We start from the raw sequence: 17,378 nt of genomic DNA on the forward strand, positions 1-17,378 counted from the left end.
CGCGGCCGTGTTACGCCAGCTCGCGGACCCATGGCAGCACCACGCGCTCGATCGCCGAGTGCCAATCGGGAAGACTTCCATGGTTCTCGACGCAAAGGAAATGGTCAAACTGGCTCTCCAGGGAAGGCAGGTTGTTGCGGATTTGCTGGAATCTCTGCTCGGCCTCGGCCGGTCGTGGAAGCGGGCGGGCGCGGTTGCGGTGGCGGCATTCCGTTTCGCCGGCCACGACGAACACCATGGCCGGGCGATAGCCTGCGAGCACGAGCCGCTCGCGCAGCGCGGTCACGAACGGCAGATCCGCCGCGGTGGTGTTGATCAGCAGCGGCGCACGCCGCGCGATCGCGATCCCCTGCCAGCGATCGAGCAGGCGCAAGGCCAGCGGTCGCAGGCTCCCGGGTGAACGGCGTGGACGCAAATGCACCAGCGCGGCCTGGATAAGGTCGAGGTCCAGCGAGACCAGCGGTTCGACCGCCGCCACCCGCTCCGCCAGCACGGATTTGCCCGCCCCGGTCGCCCCACCGGTGAACAGCGCCAGCGGCCCGCGCTTCACGAAGCGGTCATCACGCCGGGGTCTTGCGCCAGCGACCTGCCGACGGGCGCTCTGCACGCTGCCAACAGGGCCGCTGCGGCCAGCCCGACGAACAAGACCATGAACCTGCCGCCCCCCAAGACCCAAGCATGCGGGCCACGTTTCAACACATGCCCCGGCCTTGTCCAGCGTTTCCCCGCTGCCACTGCGGGCCCGCACCTGCCTGGCCCCAGAAACCATTTTCCTACATCGCCAAGTGTGTTTACCTCCCCCGGCTCCTTCGTCTTGTCCAAGGAGACCTTCCCATGCCCATCCTCGAAGCCCTGATCTCTCCGCTTGCCGCGATCATCGACAAGGTGATCCCCGACAAGGACGCGCGCGACCGCGCCAAGCTCGAACTGATCCGCCTGCAGGGAACGCAGGAAATGGAGATGCTGCAGACCCAGCTTTCCGCGATCGTCGCCGAAGCCAACTCCGCCGACCCGTGGACCAGCCGGGCGCGGCCGAGCTTCCTCTACGTGATGTACGCGATCATCCTGTGGGCCGTGCCGATGGGCCTGGTCGCGGCATTCCGGCCAGAGGCGGCGCGCGACATCGCCGCGGGGATGAACGCCTATCTGGGTGGGCTTCCGGAGCCGCTCTACGCGCTGTTCGGCACTGGCTACCTCGGCTACACTGCCGCGCGGCAGTGGGGCAAGGCCAAGGGCAGCGACCGGTAATAGTCGCGTCGTCCCGGGCCCGACCCGGGACCGCTGGCGGTCTCGCGCCAAGCTCCGCAGCGGTCCCGGAGCAAGTCCGGGACGACGTGCGACTTCCACGCCCCTCCCCGCACAAAAATCCCCTGCTTGGTTAGTATCGGGTAACTTTTGGCTGCTAGTCCCGCCGGATACGCATTGCGCGTGGAACGTCGAGCGCCCGTCCGGGCCAGGGGGAATTGAACCGGTGACCAGCCTTCGCACCGCGACAGTGGCCAGCCTTGCCGTGCTTTCCGCGCTGCTCGCCGGTTGCGGCGGACCCAGCGACGAGGAACTGGCCCTGCGCGCCCGCGCGATGCAGGCGGAAACGCAGGCCGCCGCCGCGCAGGCCCAGGCCGCCAAGCTCGCCTCCGCACCGTCGCAGCCGGACCCCGGCCCGACCGGGGCGGAAGAACCGGCGCAGGAAGACATCGACGACGGCCCGGTCGACACGGATCCGATCGACGACACCAACGCCGATCCCGAACCCAACGAGCCGCCGCAGCAGGCCGCTTTGCCTCCCGAAGTGCCGATGATGCAGCCGCCGGCGGTGATCGACGTCCCTCGCCCCGAACAGGCCGAGGCGCTCCAGCCGACCGACGACCGCGTCGAATACGTCCGCGTCCGCGGCTGACTTTGCCAACCCCGCCGCGCCGGGCTAAGGACCGGGGCGAGACGCAGGGGAGCCGCCGATGACCACCGCCCAGACCGTGTTCGTGCTGAACGGGCCGAACCTCAACCTGCTCGGCCTGCGCGAGCCGGAAATCTACGGCACCGACACGCTCGACGACATCGCCGGGATGCTCGAGGACCGCGGCCGCGAGCTTGGGCTCGAGATCGACATGCGCCAGTCGAACCACGAGGGCCACCTCGTCGACTGGCTGCACGAGGCGCAGGCAGATGGCGCGAAGGCGGTCCTGCTCAACGCCGGGGCCTATACCCACACCAGCGTGGCGCTCCACGATGCGATCAAGTCGATCAGGACTCCGGTGATCGAGGTCCACCTCTCGAACCCGCACACCCGCGAGGCGTTTCGCCACAAGAGCTACGTCGGCATGGCCGCCAAGGGCTCGATCGCCGGGTTCGGCAAGACCAGCTACCTGCTTGCGCTGGAGGCCGCGGCTCGGCTGTAAGGCCTCGCGCACCAGCGGAGCCCCGCACAAAAATGCATCGTCATGCTGAACTTGTTTCAGCATCCCGCTTAGAGCCTCCTCTGGAGCGCGCCGAGTGAGCCGCCTCCCGGTTTGCATATTCCAACCACCCGTCAGCGCGGGGTGAGAGTGGACCCTGAAACAAGTTCAGGGTGACGGTACCTTCGAAAGGAGCTGTCAGAACCGGCTCGGGCTGGGGAGAATCGGCGCAATTGGGCCAGCCACCCCTTGCCAGCCGCATTGCCCTTGCGCATAGCGACCGCCAAACAGGGCATCCGCGAGGAAGAACATGGGTAGCGAACGCGCCGACAAGATGGCGATCGACAGCAAGCTGGTCCGCGAACTGGCCGAACTGCTGGCCGAAACCGGCCTTTCGGAAATCGAGGTCGAGGACAGCGACCGCCGGATCCGCGTCGCGCGCACCCTCACCGCCGCCGCCCCGGTCTCCGTCGCAGTGCCCGCCGCTGCCCCTGCCGCGCCCGCTCCGGCGGTGACCGCGCCCGCCGCGCCAGCCGCCCCGGCCGAGGATCACGCCAATGCAGTGAAGAGCCCGATGGTCGGCACCGTCTATCTCGCCGCCGAGCCGGGCGCCGCGCCGTTCGTCAGCGTCGGGCAAGCGGTCAAGCCGGGCGACACGCTGGTCATCGTCGAGGCGATGAAGGTGATGAACCCGATCACCGCGACCGCCGCGGGCACGGTCAAGGCGATCCTCGTCGAGAACGCGCAGCCGGTCGAATACGACCAGCCGCTGGTCGTGATCGCCTGAGGGCGCCGACGCCATGGGCATCTCCCGCATTCTGATCGCCAACCGCGGCGAGATCGCGCTGCGCATCCACCGTGCGGCGCACGAAATGGGCATCGAGACGGTCGCGGTCCACTCCACCGCCGATGCCGACGCGATGCACGTGCGCCTCGCCGACCATGCGGTCTGCATCGGCCCGCCGGCAGCCAGGGACAGCTATCTCAACGTCGCGGCGATCATCTCCGCGGCCGAGATCACCCGGGCCGACGCGATCCATCCCGGCTACGGATTCCTCTCCGAAAACGCCCACTTCGCCGAGGTGGTCGAGGCCCACAACATCACCTGGATCGGCCCGAAGCCCGAGCATATCCGCACGATGGGCGACAAGGTCGAGGCCAAGCGGACCGCCGGCGCGCTCGGCCTGCCGCTGGTCCCCGGCTCCGACGGCGCGGTCAGCGATCCGGCGGTCGCGGCGAAGATCGCCGAGGAAATCGGCTACCCGGTCATCATCAAGGCGGCCAGCGGCGGCGGCGGGCGGGGCATGAAGGTGTGCAACTCGCCCGACCAGCTCGAAACGCTGATGAGCCAGGCCGGCAGCGAGGCCAAGGCCGCATTCGGCGACGCCACCGTCTATATCGAGAAGTATCTCGGCAACCCGCGCCACATCGAGTTCCAGATCTTCGGCGACGGCAACGGCAACGCCATCCACCTCGGCGAGCGCGACTGCTCGCTCCAGCGCCGCCACCAGAAGGTGCTGGAAGAAGCACCCTCCCCGGTCATCGGCCATGCCGAGCGCGAGCGGATGGGCATGATCGTCGCCAACGCGATGGCCGACATGGGCTATCGCGGCGCGGGCACGATCGAATTCCTGTGGGAAAACGGCGAGTTCTACTTCATCGAAATGAACACCCGTCTGCAGGTCGAGCATCCGGTGACCGAGGCGATCACCGGGGTCGACCTGGTGCGCGAGCAGATCCGCATCGCCGACGGCAAGCCGCTTTCGGTCCAGCAGCAGGACATCGAGTTCCACGGCCACGCGATCGAGTGCCGGATCAACGCCGAGGACCCGCAGACCTTCGCGCCCTCACCCGGCCTGATCAAGAGCTACCACGCCGCCGGCGGCATGCACGTCCGCGTCGATTCGGGGCTTTACGCCGGGTACAAGGTGCCGCCGTACTACGATTCCATGATCGCCAAGCTGATCGTCTACGGCCGCACCCGCGAAGGCTGCATCATGCGCCTGAAGCGCGCGCTGGAGGAGATGGTGATCGACGGGGTCAAGACCTCGATTCCCTTGCACCAGAAGCTGCTGAAGGAACCGGACTTCCTGAGCGGCGACTACACGATCAAGTGGCTGGAGGAATGGCTGGCGGGGCAGCAGGGGTGATCAGATCATCGCCTTGAAAACGGCGTAGATCACTGCTCCCAATGCGCCGAGCAAGGCGAAAATCGTGATCAGTCCCCAGACCGGCCCATGTCGTTCCCAGACCCGGGTCGCGAGCCATTCGAACGCTGCCTGGACCACCTGCCGAGGCTAGCCACTTCACCAACTGACGTCATCCCGGGCTCGATCCTGGATGACGCTAAGATGTGATCGAGTTAGCCCTTGGGCCGCCACCGCACCACGCGCCACAGGTAAATCGCCCCGATCGTCGCAACAACCACCAGCGCCACCGGGCCGGTGTATTTCTCCAGCTCGCCGAAGTTCGTGCCGAGGTGCCACCCCGCCCACACCAGCACCGCGTTCCAGATCGCCGCGCCGGCGAAGGTGAAGGCGAGGAACTTGACGTGCCCCATCCGCGCCAGGCCCGCCGGAAGCGAGATCAGGGTGCGCATGAACGGGGAGAAGCGCATCGCGAAGACGACCCACTGGCCGTGCTTCTGGAAGAACACCACCAGCTTCGCGACGTCCTCCCAGTCCATCGTCAGCCAGCGGCCCCAGCGGTCGACGAACGGCTTCAGCCGCTCCCATCCCAGCGCCCGCCCGAGCAGGAACCACGCGTAGTTGCCCAGCGTCGAGCCGACCGTGCCGGCGACCATCAGCGGCACCACGTCCATCCGCCCGCGCGCGACGGCGATGCCGCCGATACCCATGATGAGCTCCGACGGGATCGGCGGGAAAATGTTCTCGATGACCATCAGGAACGCGATGCCCCAATAGCCGCCGCCTTCGATCAGGTAGAAGATCCAGTCGTTCATGGGTGGGGGAACGCTTCTCGGGCTGGAGAGGTTGCAATTAACCTCGCTCCCCCGCGAAGGCGGGGGCCTCGGGCAAACGGGCGGACCGTATGCGGCACGAGGTCCCCGCCTTTGCGGGGACGCGGCTTTGCTACAGACGCCCCTCGATCGCGTCCCAGATCATCCCCGGCGTATCGGTGCCGTTGAAGCGGTCTATCGCGACAATGCCGGTCGGTGACGTGACGTTGATCTCCGTCAGGTGACGCCCGCCGATCACGTCGATGCCGACGAAGATCAGCCCCAGCCGCTTGAGCTCCGGCCCCAGCGCCGCGCAGATTTCCTGTTCGGCATCGGTCAGCTCGGTCTTTTCGGCATAGCCACCGACCGCGAGGTTGGAGCGGAATTCGCCCTCGCCCGGCTTGCGGTTGATCGCCCCGGCAACCTCGCCGTCGACCAGCACGATGCGCTTGTCGCCCTGCGCCACCTCGGGGAGGAAGGCCTGGACCATGTGCGGCTCGGGCCAGGTCTGGTTGAACACCTCGAACAGCGCGCCGAGGTTCTCGCCCTCCTCGCTCACCCGGAAGATCGCCTTGCCGCCGTTGCCGTGGATCGGCTTGATGACGATCGCGCCGTGCTTCTTCTGGAAGGCGCGGACTTCGCTGGCCGAGCGGGTGACCAGCGTCGGCGGCATGAACCGGCGATAGTCGAGCACCATGACCTTTTCCGGCGCATTGCGGACGCTGCGCGGGTTGTTGACGACCAGCGTCTCCTTCTCGATCCGCTCGAGCAGGTGGGTCGCGGTGATGTAGCCCATGTGGAACGGCGGGTCCTGACGCATCAGCACGACGTCGATGTCGCACCCCAGGTCGAGTCGGCGGCGCTCGCCGGTCTGGTAATGGTTGCCCTCGATCCGCTGGACGGTGACCGGATGCGCGTGGGCGATGAGCCGGTCGTGCTCATCGAGGCTCAATGCCCCGACGTCGTAATGGAACAGCTCGTGCCCCCGCTCCTGCGCGGAGAGCATCAGCGCGAAGCTCGAATCCCCGGCGATGTTGATGGAGGCAAGCGGGTCCATCTGGACCGCGACGCGAAGGGTCATTCGTTACGTCCCGATTAGCGCGGGGCAGGTATTGCCCGGAAGCGCGGCCTTAAAGCGAAATTGGCGACGCTGCGACCAGTTTCAAGCGGCCATCCTCGTGGCGACTTCAGCAGACCTGCAACCCTTCCGGGAGACCAAGCCTATGCGCAAGACCTTGACCGCTGCCCTCGCCGCCTCGCTCGCCGCCGCGGGCGTGGCCATCGCCAACCCGGCCCCCGCGCCTGCCCCGCACCCGACTACGCATCCCGACGGTGACCATCATGATGGCGAGCACGGCGACCACCACGAGGCGGAAAAACCGCACGGGTGAGCATACCTGGGGTCACTCACCTCGCTTCCCATTTTTCGTCATGCTGAACTTGTTTGTGCAAGCACGCCTTCGGCTCCAGCATCCCGCCTCGATTCTCCTCCGAAAGCGAGCGAAATGAGCCGCCTCACGGCTTGCGCTCGATTCAACGCCCTGGAGGAGGTCGAGAGTAGACCCTGAAACAAGTTCAGGGTGACGATGTTTGGGGTTGAAGCGTGTGTGTCAGGGCTGCCAGGCATTGACGATCCGCCGCGGCCAGTGGCCCGGCGCGATCAGTACCACGTCGATGCGCATGTCGTCCCCAGCCCTCACGAACTTCGGAGCGAGCGCTTCGGCCGCGCGTGCCACCCGGCGCAGGCGATGCGCGTCAATCGCGAGGTCCAGCTCGGCCGCCGACGCCCGCCACTTGACCTCGACGAACGCGACCATGCGCCCGCGCCGCACCACCAGGTCGACCTCGCCCGCCCCGATCTTCTGCCGCCGCGCCAGCACCCGCCAGCCCTGCAGCCGCAGCCACCATGCCGCAAGCGTCTCGCCCCGTCGCCCGCGCCGTTCAGCCTCGGCCCGGCTGGCGCTCACTTGAGCGCCATCGCCCGCGCATAGAGCGCCTTGCGGTCCAATCCATGGGCCTTGGCGACCTTGCCCGCCGCCTGCGACGGCGGCAGCTCGGCGAGCGCGGCACGAAGCTCGGCGTCGATATCGGCTTCCGCCGGCGCGTCCGGTTCGGGCGGCGGCCCCGCCAGCAGCACGATCTCGCCCTTGGGCGGGTGCGCGGCATAATGCGCCGCCAGATCCTCGGCCGATCCGGTGCGGCATTCCTCGTGAAGCTTGGTCAGCTCGCGCGCCACCGCCACCTCGCGGCCCGGCAGCAGCGCGGCCATCGCCTCGAGCGAAGCGACGAGGCGCGGGCCGGTTTCGTAGAACACCAGCGTCGCATCGAGCGCGGCGACACCGCGCAGCACGTCCTCGCGGGCCTTGGCCTTGCTGGGAAGGAATCCGGCGAACAGGAAGCGGTCGGTCGGCAGCCCAGCCAGCGTCAGCGCCACCGTCGCCGCGCTCGCGCCGGGCAGGCTGGTGACGGCGATGCCGCGTTCCCGTGCGGTCCTTACCAGGCGGTAGCCGGGGTCGGAGATCAACGGCGTGCCCGCATCTGACACCAGTACGACGGCTTTTTCCGCCATTTCGCCGAGCAGGCGTTCCCGGTCGCGTTCGCCCGCGTGATCGTCGTATCGCCGCATCGGCTTCTTCAGGCCTAGCAAATTCAACAGCTTGCCGGTAATCCTCGTATCCTCGCAGGCCACCAGGTCGCAGGCTGCGAGGACTTCGCCCGCCCGCCGGGTCAGGTCGCCCAGATTGCCAATCGGGGTCGCGACAATGTAAAGGCCGGGGCTGAGGCGAGGCGCATCCATGCGCTTCCCAATGGACCGGCCCGGGGAGAGCGGCAAGCGATGTTCGAAAGTCTGGTCACCACCCGCCGGTTGGCGATGGTCGGCACCCTCGCCCTGCTGGCGGGCTGTACGGTCATTCCCAAGGGCAAGCCCGACGTCACGCCCACTCCGGTGGCAACCGACACCGGCCCGGATGCCGACCGCCTGCCGACCGATGCCGAGCGTCACCGCGTTGCGCTTCTGCTGCCGCTGTCGGGCACGAACAGCGCGACCGGACAGGCGATCGCCAACGCGACGACGATGGCGCTGCTCGATACCAACGCTCAGAACCTGCGGATCACCACCTACGATACCGCGACCGGCGCGAACTCCGCTGCCGCGCGGGCGATCGCCGACGGCAACAAGCTGATCCTCGGGCCGCTGCTGGCCGACGACGTCGTCGCAGTGGCCGCGGTGGCACGGCCGGCAAAGGTGCCGATGATCACCTATTCGAACGACGTCGGCGTGGCCGACAAGGACGTGTTCGTGATGGGCCAGGTGCCGGGCCAGTCGATCGCGCGCGTCGTTGCCTATGCCAAGGCGCGCGGCGTCAACCGCTTCGCCGCGATCATTCCGACCGGCGTCTATGGCCAGCGCGCCTCCTCGGCGCTGATCGAGGCGGCGAGCGTCAACGGGGCGACGGTGACCGGGATCGAAACCTACGACCGCGGCAACACCTCGGTCGCCAGCGCGGTCCGCCGGCTCAAGGACAAGGGCGGCTACGACGCGCTGCTGATCGCCGACGGCTCGCGCATCACGCTCCAGGCCGCGCCGCTGGTAGGCAAGGGCGTGCATATACTCGGCACCGAGCTGTGGAGCGGGGAAGCCTCGCTGACCAGGAACGCCGCGTTGCGCGGGGCATGGTTCGCGGCAGTTTCCGACGGCCGCTACGGCCAGTTCGAGCAGAGCTATCGCACCCGCTTCGGCACCGCACCGTCGCGGCTGGCGACGCTGGGCTACGATTCCGTCCTGCTGACGCTCAAGGTGGCGCGGGACTGGAAGCCCGGCGCGCTGTTCCCGACCTCCAAGCTCTATGACAAGGGCGGCTTCATCGGCATCGACGGGGTGTTCCGCTTCAACCAGTGGGGCATCGCCGAACGCGCGATGGACGTGCGCGAGATCGGCAACGGGACTTTCGTGATCGCGGACCCGGCGCCTACTTCGTTCTGAGGTTGATCGAATTTAAGGCCCACCCCTGGCCCCTCCCGCAAGCGGGAGGGGGACTGGTTGCTCCTGATCTCCCCTTCCCGCCTGCGGGAGGGGGCTGGGGGGTGGGTCAGCAGCACGGCCTATCCTGCAACCCCTGCGGAAAAGCCCCCGCCCCCGCTTGCGCCCGTGACTCCCCGGCCCGTATAGCGCTGTCATGGCCGATGACCTTTTCGACAAGCTCCCCGCATCCTCCGGCGATTCCTATGACGGGTCCGCGATCGAGGTGCTCGAAGGGCTCGAGCCGGTCCGCCGCCGTCCGGGCATGTACATCGGCGGGACCGACGAGCGCGCACTGCACCACCTGGCCGCCGAAGTGCTCGACAACGCGATGGACGAAGCCGTCGCCGGCCACGCCAACCGCATCGAGGTCACGCTGGAGGAGGGCAACAGGCTCACCATCAGTGACAATGGCCGCGGCATCCCGGTCGACGAGCATCCCAAGTACCCGGGCAAGTCGGCGCTCGAGGTGATCCTCACCACGCTCCATTCAGGCGGCAAGTTCAGCGGCAAGGCCTATGCCACCAGCGGCGGCCTTCACGGCGTAGGCGTGTCGGTGGTCAACGCGCTGAGCACCCTCACCCGCGTCGAGGTCGCGCGGAACAAGGAGCTCTACGCCCAGGAATTCAGCCGCGGCGCACCGACCGGCAAGCTCCACAAGGTCGGCGCCGCGCCCAACCGGCGAGGGACCACGGTCACCTTCATCCCCGATCCCGAGATCTTCGGCGAGGACGCGAAGTTCAAGCCCGCGCGCCTGTTCCGCCTCGCCCGCTCAAAAGCCTACCTCTATGCCGGGGTCGAGATCCGCTGGAAGTGCGCCGCCAGTCTCGCCAGCGAGGAAGTTCCGGCCGAGGCGGTGTTCCAGTTCCCCGGCGGGCTGGCCGATCACCTCAGGGAACAGGTCGGCGGCCGCGAGTGCGTGACCACGCAGTTCTTCAGCGGCACGCAGGATTTCCCCGGCGAGGAGCAAGGCCGGGTCGAGTGGGCCGTCGCCTGGCCGCTGTGGTCGGACGGGTCCTACTCCTGGTACTGCAACACCATCCCCACCCCCGACGGCGGCACTCACGAACAGGGCCTGCGCGCCGCGCTGACCAAGGGCATCCGCGCGTTCGGCGATCTCGTCGGCCAGAAGAAGGCCAAGGACATCACGCCGGAAGACATCGTCACCGGCAGCGAGGTGATGCTCTCGGTCTTCATCCGCGATCCCCAGTTTCAGAGCCAGACCAAGGACCGCCTGACCAGTCCTGAAGCCGCGCGGATGGTCGAGAACGCGGTGCGCGACCATTTCGACCACTTCCTCGCCGACAACATGGAGCGCGGCAAGGCGCTGCTCGGCAGCGTGATGGAGCGGATGGACGAGCGCCTTCGCCGCAAGGCGGAACGCGAGGTCAAGCGCAAGACCGCGACCAACGCCCGCAAGCTGCGCCTGCCTGGCAAGCTCACCGATTGCTCGGGCGAAGGCAGCGGGGAGACCGAGCTGTTCATCGTCGAGGGCGACTCGGCCGGCGGCTCCGCCAAGCAGGCGCGGGACCGCAAGACCCAGGCGATCCTGCCGATCCGCGGCAAGATCCTCAACGTCGCCAGCGCCACGGCCGACAAGATCCGCGCCAACAGCGAAATCGCCGACCTCGCCCTCGCGCTCGGCTGCGGGATGCGCAAGGACTGCAACCCCGATGCGCTGCGCTATGACCGCATCGTCATCATGACCGACGCCGACGTCGACGGCGCGCACATCGCGACGCTGCTGATGACCTTCTTCTTCCAGGAAATGCCGGAGGTCGTCCGCCGCGGCCACCTCTACCTCGCCCAGCCGCCGCTCTACCGCCTGACCTCGGGCAAGGACAGCGCCTACGCCCGCGACGACGCCCACCGGGCGGAGCTGGAGGCGACGAAGTTCAAGGGCCGGAAGGTCGAGGTCGCGCGCTTCAAGGGCCTCGGCGAGATGAACCCGCAGCAGCTGCGCGAAACGACGATGGCCCCCGCCTCCCGCTCGCTCCTGCGCATCACCCTGCCCCCGGAATACGAAGGCCGCGCCGCGGTGAAGGACCTCGTCGACCGCCTCATGGGCAAGGACCCGGCGCAGCGCTTCATGTTCATCCAGAACCGCGCGGGCGAGGTGGATCCGGAGCTGATTGATGCTTGAGGGGGATTTTGACTGTGACAGTCCACAACCTGGAAGCGCGAATCAGGACTCTTCAATTTTGGGCGAGATACTTCAAAACTACAGGGTAGATGCCTTTCCCAAACCGCTTCTCGAGCGCGGTGACCGGAACCCATTCTGCCTTGTCGAATTTGTCTTCAAGCGTGACGTCCGATGCCGATCCGCAGTTCATGAGAACGTAATAGATACGCCGCGAAGTCTTGGGATGAATCCGATTGCCGATACAACGCGCCTGAATTCCGACGACGCCGGTTTCTTCCCGCAATTCGCGTTTCGCCGCAGCAAGAACCGTTTCGGAACGTTCGACCTTCCCGCCTGGGAAAACCCAGTCCGGTCCATTCGCGTTTGCTGATCGATGGATCGCGAGAACGCATTTTTCGCCTCGCCGCTCGGCAACTGCAACTGCCACCGCGACCGCGCCGCTGCTTGGCTTCGCCACGCTTCCTCCAAGGACCACTTTACCGACGAACCCAGTTAAACACGATAATGCGTCGATTCAATGGCATCCCTTAAGTATTCTGTGACTAAGTGCCGACGATGTTGCATCGCAGGTAAGATTGCACTTGCTGGTTCATGTTAGGGCCGATCCGGTCGATTGCCTCGTCGATTCCGACCCACTCCGCCGCGCTGTTTTCGAAGGGGTCGGAATTTCGGACGTTGAGATCGCCAATCACGTCCAGCAGGACATATTTGCAATTCTTGCCGGTAACCGGGTGATTGGCGACCTCGCAAAGGACTCTGTTGAACTTTGCGTAAAGGCCGGTTTCCGAAAAAATTTCCTTTTCAATCGCGTATTCGAGTGCATCCGTGGGCATTTTCCGCCCGGACGGAAACATCCAGTCGAGCCCTTCGTTCGATACCCGCCTCCTTACCAACAGCACGCGCCCGCCATTCACCACTACCCCGATGACGATACAAAGACCGGCAGCGTCTGGCCCGGTGCCGCCTGCGCCATCCAGCGGAGCGTTTCCGGCCCTGATCGCTTCGGCATCGCGGATGCTCTTGAGATCGATCTCGGAGAGCGGCAATTCCTGTTTTCGACGCAATGCGCAGATCGTCAAAGCTCCATAATTCTTGGGCAGCGTGACTTCTCCAATCGGATCGGCTTCAAGAAAATCATCTCCGGAATCCCTGAGCAGCCGCGCGGCGGTATCGGTCAGCCAAACCACCCCTGGTGGAGTGATCGGCTCGAGCCGAGCCGCCGAAACGATGGACTTTCCGCAAAAAGCCGGCCTGCCGGTCAAGCCATCGACCCCTTCGAGGTATTCACCGTGGTGAATTGAAATCCTGATATCCAGGCTCGGCAGACCAAGCCGCGGCCAATTAACCTGCCGAAACCGGTCGCGCATCAGCAAAGAAATTTCGCACAAATCCTGAATGCGATCGCAAATTATGACGATGCCATCGCCCCACGTGTTGACGTCACGAACTTCATACGCTTTCAGGCAATAACCAATGTCGGGAAACACCTTCTCGTAGAAGGTTTTCATCATTTGATCGCTGAGCGCGCTGTAACCCTTAACATCAGCGAATAAAATGTTGGAGCTGCGCCAGTCCATGCCCGATCCCCGATAGACGTGCGGACCATACACCTTAGAGAGTTGTCCTCAATGCTCTACCCCGCCGAAATGGCATGAATTTGTCGCCGTCCGAGCGTGGACCGCCTTCCCCTTCCCCCTTGCCACGTCCCGCATCGCAACCTATCCCCTTAACCGCACGGTTAAGAATGGACAGGAATCCCGCCCATGGCGATTGAGCGTTTCGAAGGCACCCAGAACTATGTCGCCACCGATGACCTCAAGGTCGCGGTCAACGCCGCGGTGCTGCTGCGGCGGCCGTTGCTGGTCAAGGGCGAGCCCGGCACCGGCAAGACCGTGCTGGCGCACGAGATCGCCAAGGCGACCGGGGCTCCGCTGATCGAGTGGAACATCAAGTCGACCACCAAGGCCCAGCAGGGCCTTTACGAATACGACGCGGTAGCCCGCCTGCGTGACGGCCAGCTCGGCGACGAGCGGGTCCACGACATCGCAAACTACATCAAGAAGGGCAAGCTGTGGGAGGCGTTCACCTCGCCCGAGCTGCCGGTGCTGCTGATCGACGAGATCGACAAGGCCGACATCGAGTTCCCGAACGACCTCCTCCAGGAGCTCGACCGGATGAGCTTCGACGTCTACGAAACGCGCGAGCGGATCGCGGCCAAGGAGCGCCCGATCGTCGTCATCACCTCGAACAACGAAAAGGAATTGCCCGACGCGTTCCTGCGCCGCTGCTTCTTCCACTACATCAAGTTCCCGGATCGGGACACGATGCAGGCGATCATCGACGTCCACTTCCCCGGCATCCAGAAGACCCTCGTCACCAAGGCGATGGAAATCTTCTACGAAGTCCGCGAGGTCCCGGGCCTGAAGAAGAAGCCTTCGACCAGCGAACTGCTCGACTGGCTCAAGCTGCTGCTGAACGAGGACATGCCGCTGGACGTCCTCCAGAACCGCGATCCCACCAAGGCCATCCCGCCGCTCCACGGCGCGCTGCTCAAGAACGAGCAGGACGTGATGCTGTTCGAACGGCTGGCCTTCATGGCACGGCGGCAGAACTGATCCACCGCGGCATTATCCTTCCTTGGCGTGCGGCGGCAGATGCGCAAGGATCGCCCGTGCGCGCGCAGTCAGGGCGTGTGCGCACAGGGGAGAACAAGATGACCGTTGCCACGATGTCCGGCCTGTTCCGCGTATTCGCCGCCCCGCTGCTCGCTTGCATTGGCGTGGCGGGCTTGCCGGCTGTGGCGGCCGCGAAGACGCAGGAAATCAAGGTCGCCCAGGGCAAGGACTGGAAGCACAAGTGGACCGGCGCGATCCTTCCAGCCGAGCGGGACGGGTTCAAGCGGACCGAAGTCGGCGATTATTCGTCAAACCAGACTGACGTCATCGTCACGTATCAGGACGAGACGGCGCGGATCACGGCGACCGTCTATGTCTTTCGAGCCGGGATCGCCGATGGGCCGATCTGGAACGACCGCATTCTCAGCACCATGCGTGGCATGCAGTTTTTCCCCGGCCTTGCCTTCGACAAGTCACTCGCCCACGGGTTCGTCCCACCCGGTGGCACGATCGCGAGCGGATGGCGCACCACCGTGCCGTTTGATGGCGGAGCATCCGGCGTCTCCGTTTTTCGGCACGACGACTGGCTGATCGTCGTCCGGATGAGCAGCCATAGCCTCGGCAGCAGCGAACTCGACGGACGGCTGGACGGGTTTGTCTCCGCGCTGTCCGTCCCGTCCGAGGAAGCCGCCCCGATCCCGGCCTATGCCGTTGCCGATTGCGCGGACCGGCTCCTTACCGCGCCCGCCAAGGCGACGGCTCCCGGGGCCGCGGAGGGAATGGGCCTCGCCATTGCCGAAACGATGCGCAACACATCGCCAGCCAAACTGGCCAAGGATGATCTTTCGCCGCTGGCTCCGGCAGAACCCTATTGCCGGGAGGCTCCGTCTACCAGCGACTGGACGCTTTATCGTCCCGGTGGATCCAGGGAGCATTATGCCATCGCGATCGGTGACGCAGGCGCCGGGCTCTATGTCGATCGGTCTGATATCCTGTCCGAACTCGGCAAGGGCGCAAATTTCGGAGCCGTCCTGGTGACAGGTCAGGCGAGTGTGGTTCTCGGAACATTCGAAACGCTGCCGCCCCCCGATCAGGTCCTTGCCCTGGCGCAACGCGGGCATACCCTGGCCACCGTGGTGAAGCCGGCGAAACCGGGTGACGGACCGACGATTGAGATCGATCCGACGTCGCTGAAATGAGCACGGCTCCGCACACCGGACGCTGCCTTTGCGGGGGTGTCACCTTTACCGCCGCGGCCGATCCGATGGGCGCGCGGATGTGCTGGTGCCGTGACTGCCAGACCATCGCCAGCGGCTCGCCGACGGTGAACGTGCTGTTCGCCGAGGATGCGGTGACATACTCGGGCGCGCTGTCGACGCTGCGGCTGGTCGCAGACAGCGGCAACACCGTGGAGCGCGGGTTCTGCCCGACCTGCGGCGCGCAGATGTACAGCCGCACGGTGGAGCCGGCCGGCACGCAGCCGATCCGGGTCCGCGCTGGCACGCTCGACGATCCCGGCCTGCAACCTCCGCAGGCGCACATCTGGGTGGATAGCGCGCCCGCGTGGGCGTTCCTCGACCCCGCGCTACCGAAGTTCCGGCAGGGTCCGGGATCCGAACGGGTGGAGTAGGCCGATGACGTACACCGGACGTTGCAACTGCGGGGCCGTCTCCGCGACGATCGAGGCCGAACCCATCGCCACGCGCCAATGCTGGTGCCGCCAGTGCCAGAAGGCCGCGGCCGGCGGGGCGACCAACAACGCGATCTTTCCGGTCGAGGCCGTCTCCCTGACCGGCGAGGTCACGCAGTGGGGCTATGTCGCGGACAGCGGCAATACCCTCACCCAGTCGTTCTGCGCGCAGTGCGGCGGTGCGGTCCATGCGCATTCCTCGGCGCGACCGCAGCTGATGACCCTCCGCCTCGGCTTCCTCGACGAGCCGCACGGCCTGCGCCCCGAAGCCGTGATCTGGACCGACGAAGCGCCGGCGTGGGCGCAGATCGATCCCGCCCTCCCCCGTTTCGAGCGGCAGCCGCCTCCGCCACCCGCCAAGGACTGACCCATGTTCTTCAACTTCGTCGACGAACTCCGCGCCGCCGGGATCCCGGCTTCGATCAAGGAGCACATGGTCCTGCTCGAGGCACTCGAGAAGGACGTGATCGAGCAGACGCCCGAACAGTTCTATTATCTCTCGCGCTCGGTCTTCGTGAAGGACGAAGGGCTGCTCGACCGCTTCGACCAGGTGTTCAACAAGGTCTTCAAGGGCCTGCTCACCGACTATGGGCAGAAGCCGGTCGACATTCCCGAGGACTGGCTGAAGGCCGTCGCGGAGAAATTCCTCACCCCCGAAGAGATGGAAGCGATCAAGTCGCTCGGCTCGTGGGAAGAGATCATGGAGACGCTGAAGAAGCGGCTCGAGGAACAGGAAAAGCGCCACCAGGGCGGTAACAAGTGGGTCGGCACCGGGGGGACCAGCCCATACGGCAACTCCGGCTACAACCCCGAAGGCGTCCGCATCGGCGGAGAGAGCAAGCACAAGCGCGCGCTCAAGGTCTGGGAAAAGCGCGAGTTCCAGAACCTCGACAACACCCGCGAGCTGGGCACCCGCAACATCAAGATCGCGCTGCGCCGGCTTCGCCGGTTTGCCCGCGAAGGCAACCCCGACGAGCTCGACCTCGAAGGCACGATCGACGGCACCGCGCGGCAGGGCTGGCTCGACATCCGGATGCGGGCGGAACGGCGCAACGCGGTGAAGCTGCTGCTGTTTCTCGACGTCGGCGGTTCGATGGACCCGTTCATCAAGCTGGTCGAGGAGCTGTTCAGCGCAGCTACGGCCGAGTTCAAGAACATGGAGTTCTTCTACTTCCACAACTGCCTCTACGAAGGCGTGTGGAAGGACAACAAGCGCCGCTGGTCCGAGCGGACGCCGACCTGGGAGATTCTCCACAAGTACGGCCACGACTACAAGATCGTGTTCGTCGGCGACGCGGCGATGAGCCCGTACGAAATCACCCATCCGGGCGGCTCGGTCGAGCATTTCAACGACGAGGCCGGGGCGACGTGGATCGAGCGCGTGGCGCACGTCTATCCCGCGACGGTGTGGCTCAACCCGGTGCCCGAGAAGCAGTGGAACTATTCGCAGTCGACCAAGATGATCAAGGAACTGGTCGGCGGCTCGATGTATCCGCTCACGCTGGAAGGGCTCGACGACGCGATGCGGGAGCTTACCCGCAAGAAGCATTGACGAAG

General features: G+C 65.9%; 21 protein-coding genes. 13 read left to right on the forward strand and 8 right to left on the reverse strand.

What is annotated here, in order from left to right; all coding sequences use genetic code 11:
* Nucleotides 1–10: 10 nt before the first annotated feature.
* Entirely contained in the window at nt 11–550 is a 540-nt protein-coding gene (locus tag AC3WLD_RS05755) for an AAA family ATPase (protein WP_492555985.1), read from the reverse strand.
* Nucleotides 551–834: 284 nt separating this feature from the next.
* Here AC3WLD_RS05755 and AC3WLD_RS05760 point away from each other — a divergent pair, with 284 nt between their 5' ends.
* From AC3WLD_RS05760 to accC, 5 genes are all read left to right on the forward strand, one after another.
* On the forward strand, nt 835–1,248 hold the full coding sequence (locus AC3WLD_RS05760; RefSeq protein WP_492555986.1) for a holin family protein: 414 nt from the start codon (nt 835–837) through the stop codon (nt 1,246–1,248).
* A 223-nt stretch (nt 1,249–1,471) separates the two neighbouring features.
* Nucleotides 1,472–1,897 carry a hypothetical protein gene (locus tag AC3WLD_RS05765; RefSeq protein WP_492555987.1) on the forward strand — a complete coding sequence of 142 codons (426 nt, stop codon included), beginning with the start codon at nt 1,472–1,474 and terminating at the stop codon, nt 1,895–1,897.
* Nucleotides 1,898–1,955: 58 nt separating this feature from the next.
* Nucleotides 1,956–2,396 (forward strand): type II 3-dehydroquinate dehydratase, encoded by a 441-nt coding sequence (gene aroQ, locus AC3WLD_RS05770; RefSeq protein ID WP_492555988.1) that lies wholly within the window; start codon nt 1,956–1,958, stop codon nt 2,394–2,396.
* Between the two features lie 307 nt (nt 2,397–2,703).
* Nucleotides 2,704–3,180, forward strand: coding sequence for an acetyl-CoA carboxylase biotin carboxyl carrier protein (gene accB / locus AC3WLD_RS05775; RefSeq protein ID WP_492555989.1), 477 nt, complete (start codon nt 2,704–2,706; stop codon nt 3,178–3,180).
* 13 nt (nt 3,181–3,193) lie between these two features.
* The gene (accC, locus tag AC3WLD_RS05780) at nt 3,194–4,543 is read left to right on the forward strand and encodes an acetyl-CoA carboxylase biotin carboxylase subunit (RefSeq protein ID WP_492555990.1); all 1,350 of its coding nucleotides are present in this window, start codon (nt 3,194–3,196) and stop codon (nt 4,541–4,543) included.
* Here accC and AC3WLD_RS05785 read toward each other — a convergent pair whose 3' ends face one another.
* From AC3WLD_RS05785 to gshB, 3 genes are all read right to left on the reverse strand, one after another.
* The gene (locus AC3WLD_RS05785; RefSeq protein WP_492555991.1) at nt 4,544–4,681 is read right to left on the reverse strand and encodes a hypothetical protein; all 138 of its coding nucleotides are present in this window, start codon (nt 4,679–4,681) and stop codon (nt 4,544–4,546) included. It abuts the gene before it with no gap.
* Nucleotides 4,682–4,755: 74 nt separating this feature from the next.
* Nucleotides 4,756–5,355 (reverse strand): DedA family protein, encoded by a 600-nt coding sequence (locus AC3WLD_RS05790; protein WP_492555992.1) that lies wholly within the window; start codon nt 5,353–5,355, stop codon nt 4,756–4,758.
* Nucleotides 5,356–5,485: 130 nt separating this feature from the next.
* Complete coding sequence (gene gshB / locus AC3WLD_RS05795) at nt 5,486–6,433, reverse strand: glutathione synthase (protein WP_492555993.1); 948 nt, start codon at nt 6,431–6,433, stop codon at nt 5,486–5,488.
* Nucleotides 6,434–6,575: 142 nt separating this feature from the next.
* Here gshB and AC3WLD_RS05800 point away from each other — a divergent pair, with 142 nt between their 5' ends.
* Nucleotides 6,576–6,743: a hypothetical protein gene (locus AC3WLD_RS05800; RefSeq protein WP_492555994.1), complete on the forward strand. Its 168-nt coding sequence runs from the start codon at nt 6,576–6,578 to the stop codon at nt 6,741–6,743.
* Between the two features lie 219 nt (nt 6,744–6,962).
* On the opposite strand, the gene AC3WLD_RS05805 is transcribed toward AC3WLD_RS05800, so the two are convergent.
* Complete coding sequence (locus AC3WLD_RS05805) at nt 6,963–7,319, reverse strand: YraN family protein (RefSeq protein ID WP_492555995.1); 357 nt, start codon at nt 7,317–7,319, stop codon at nt 6,963–6,965.
* On the reverse strand, nt 7,316–8,149 hold the full coding sequence (rsmI, locus tag AC3WLD_RS05810; protein ID WP_492555996.1) for a 16S rRNA (cytidine(1402)-2'-O)-methyltransferase: 834 nt from the start codon (nt 8,147–8,149) through the stop codon (nt 7,316–7,318). The genes AC3WLD_RS05805 and rsmI overlap by 4 nt, the downstream gene beginning before the upstream one ends.
* 39 nt (nt 8,150–8,188) lie before the next feature.
* Here rsmI and AC3WLD_RS05815 point away from each other — a divergent pair, with 39 nt between their 5' ends.
* Both AC3WLD_RS05815 and parE read left to right on the forward strand, forming a co-directional pair.
* The gene (locus tag AC3WLD_RS05815; protein ID WP_492555997.1) at nt 8,189–9,337 is read left to right on the forward strand and encodes a penicillin-binding protein activator; all 1,149 of its coding nucleotides are present in this window, start codon (nt 8,189–8,191) and stop codon (nt 9,335–9,337) included.
* 193 nt (nt 9,338–9,530) lie between these two features.
* The gene (gene parE, locus AC3WLD_RS05820) at nt 9,531–11,516 is read left to right on the forward strand and encodes a DNA topoisomerase IV subunit B (RefSeq protein WP_492555998.1); all 1,986 of its coding nucleotides are present in this window, start codon (nt 9,531–9,533) and stop codon (nt 11,514–11,516) included.
* A gap of 52 nt (nt 11,517–11,568) precedes the next feature.
* Here the strand turns inward: parE and AC3WLD_RS05825 are convergent, their stop codons facing one another.
* Together AC3WLD_RS05825 and AC3WLD_RS05830 are read right to left on the reverse strand one after the other, a co-directional pair.
* The gene (locus AC3WLD_RS05825; protein WP_492555999.1) at nt 11,569–11,973 is read right to left on the reverse strand and encodes an NUDIX hydrolase; all 405 of its coding nucleotides are present in this window, start codon (nt 11,971–11,973) and stop codon (nt 11,569–11,571) included.
* Nucleotides 11,974–12,058: 85 nt separating this feature from the next.
* The gene (locus tag AC3WLD_RS05830) at nt 12,059–13,093 is read right to left on the reverse strand and encodes an adenylate/guanylate cyclase domain-containing protein (RefSeq protein ID WP_492556000.1); all 1,035 of its coding nucleotides are present in this window, start codon (nt 13,091–13,093) and stop codon (nt 12,059–12,061) included.
* Between the two features lie 186 nt (nt 13,094–13,279).
* Here AC3WLD_RS05830 and AC3WLD_RS05835 point away from each other — a divergent pair, with 186 nt between their 5' ends.
* The 5 genes from AC3WLD_RS05835 to AC3WLD_RS05855 all read left to right on the forward strand — a co-directional run bounded on the left by AC3WLD_RS05835 (nt 13,280) and on the right by AC3WLD_RS05855 (nt 17,373).
* Complete coding sequence (locus AC3WLD_RS05835; RefSeq protein WP_492556001.1) at nt 13,280–14,131, forward strand: AAA family ATPase; 852 nt, start codon at nt 13,280–13,282, stop codon at nt 14,129–14,131.
* Nucleotides 14,132–14,244: 113 nt separating this feature from the next.
* On the forward strand, nt 14,245–15,330 hold the full coding sequence (locus tag AC3WLD_RS05840) for a hypothetical protein (RefSeq protein WP_492556002.1): 1,086 nt from the start codon (nt 14,245–14,247) through the stop codon (nt 15,328–15,330).
* Nucleotides 15,327–15,761 (forward strand): GFA family protein, encoded by a 435-nt coding sequence (locus tag AC3WLD_RS05845; protein ID WP_492556003.1) that lies wholly within the window; start codon nt 15,327–15,329, stop codon nt 15,759–15,761. Before AC3WLD_RS05840 ends, AC3WLD_RS05845 begins: the two co-directional genes overlap by 4 nt.
* 4 nt (nt 15,762–15,765) lie before the next feature.
* Nucleotides 15,766–16,188, forward strand: coding sequence for a GFA family protein (locus AC3WLD_RS05850; protein ID WP_492556004.1), 423 nt, complete (start codon nt 15,766–15,768; stop codon nt 16,186–16,188).
* Nucleotides 16,189–16,191: 3 nt separating this feature from the next.
* Nucleotides 16,192–17,373: a vWA domain-containing protein gene (locus AC3WLD_RS05855; protein ID WP_492556005.1), complete on the forward strand. Its 1,182-nt coding sequence runs from the start codon at nt 16,192–16,194 to the stop codon at nt 17,371–17,373.
* Nucleotides 17,374–17,378 lie beyond the last annotated feature (5 nt).

The organism is Novosphingobium sp. FW305-C-111 (assembly GCF_058783565.1).

Bases quoted from the DNA above. Each gene is read 5' to 3' on its own strand.
- AC3WLD_RS05840 (WP_492556002.1), top strand. From the start codon at position 14,245: ATGTCCGGCCTGTTCCGCGTATTCGCCGCCCCGCTGCTCGCTTGCATT.
- AC3WLD_RS05830 (WP_492556000.1), bottom strand. From the start codon at position 13,093: ATGGACTGGCGCAGCTCCAACATTTTATTCGCTGATGTTAAGGGTTAC.
- gshB (WP_492555993.1), bottom strand. From the start codon at position 6,433: ATGACCCTTCGCGTCGCGGTCCAGATGGACCCGCTTGCCTCCATCAAC.
- AC3WLD_RS05845 (WP_492556003.1), top strand. From the start codon at position 15,327: ATGAGCACGGCTCCGCACACCGGACGCTGCCTTTGCGGGGGTGTCACC.
- parE (WP_492555998.1), top strand. From the start codon at position 9,531: ATGGCCGATGACCTTTTCGACAAGCTCCCCGCATCCTCCGGCGATTCC.
- AC3WLD_RS05790 (WP_492555992.1), bottom strand. From the start codon at position 5,355: ATGAACGACTGGATCTTCTACCTGATCGAAGGCGGCGGCTATTGGGGC.
- accB (WP_492555989.1), top strand. From the start codon at position 2,704: ATGGGTAGCGAACGCGCCGACAAGATGGCGATCGACAGCAAGCTGGTC.
- accC (WP_492555990.1), top strand. From the start codon at position 3,194: ATGGGCATCTCCCGCATTCTGATCGCCAACCGCGGCGAGATCGCGCTG.
- AC3WLD_RS05760 (WP_492555986.1), top strand. From the start codon at position 835: ATGCCCATCCTCGAAGCCCTGATCTCTCCGCTTGCCGCGATCATCGAC.
- AC3WLD_RS05815 (WP_492555997.1), top strand. From the start codon at position 8,189: ATGTTCGAAAGTCTGGTCACCACCCGCCGGTTGGCGATGGTCGGCACC.
- aroQ (WP_492555988.1), top strand. From the start codon at position 1,956: ATGACCACCGCCCAGACCGTGTTCGTGCTGAACGGGCCGAACCTCAAC.
- rsmI (WP_492555996.1), bottom strand. From the start codon at position 8,149: ATGGATGCGCCTCGCCTCAGCCCCGGCCTTTACATTGTCGCGACCCCG.
- AC3WLD_RS05800 (WP_492555994.1), top strand. From the start codon at position 6,576: ATGCGCAAGACCTTGACCGCTGCCCTCGCCGCCTCGCTCGCCGCCGCG.
- AC3WLD_RS05850 (WP_492556004.1), top strand. From the start codon at position 15,766: ATGACGTACACCGGACGTTGCAACTGCGGGGCCGTCTCCGCGACGATC.
- AC3WLD_RS05855 (WP_492556005.1), top strand. From the start codon at position 16,192: ATGTTCTTCAACTTCGTCGACGAACTCCGCGCCGCCGGGATCCCGGCT.
- AC3WLD_RS05835 (WP_492556001.1), top strand. From the start codon at position 13,280: ATGGCGATTGAGCGTTTCGAAGGCACCCAGAACTATGTCGCCACCGAT.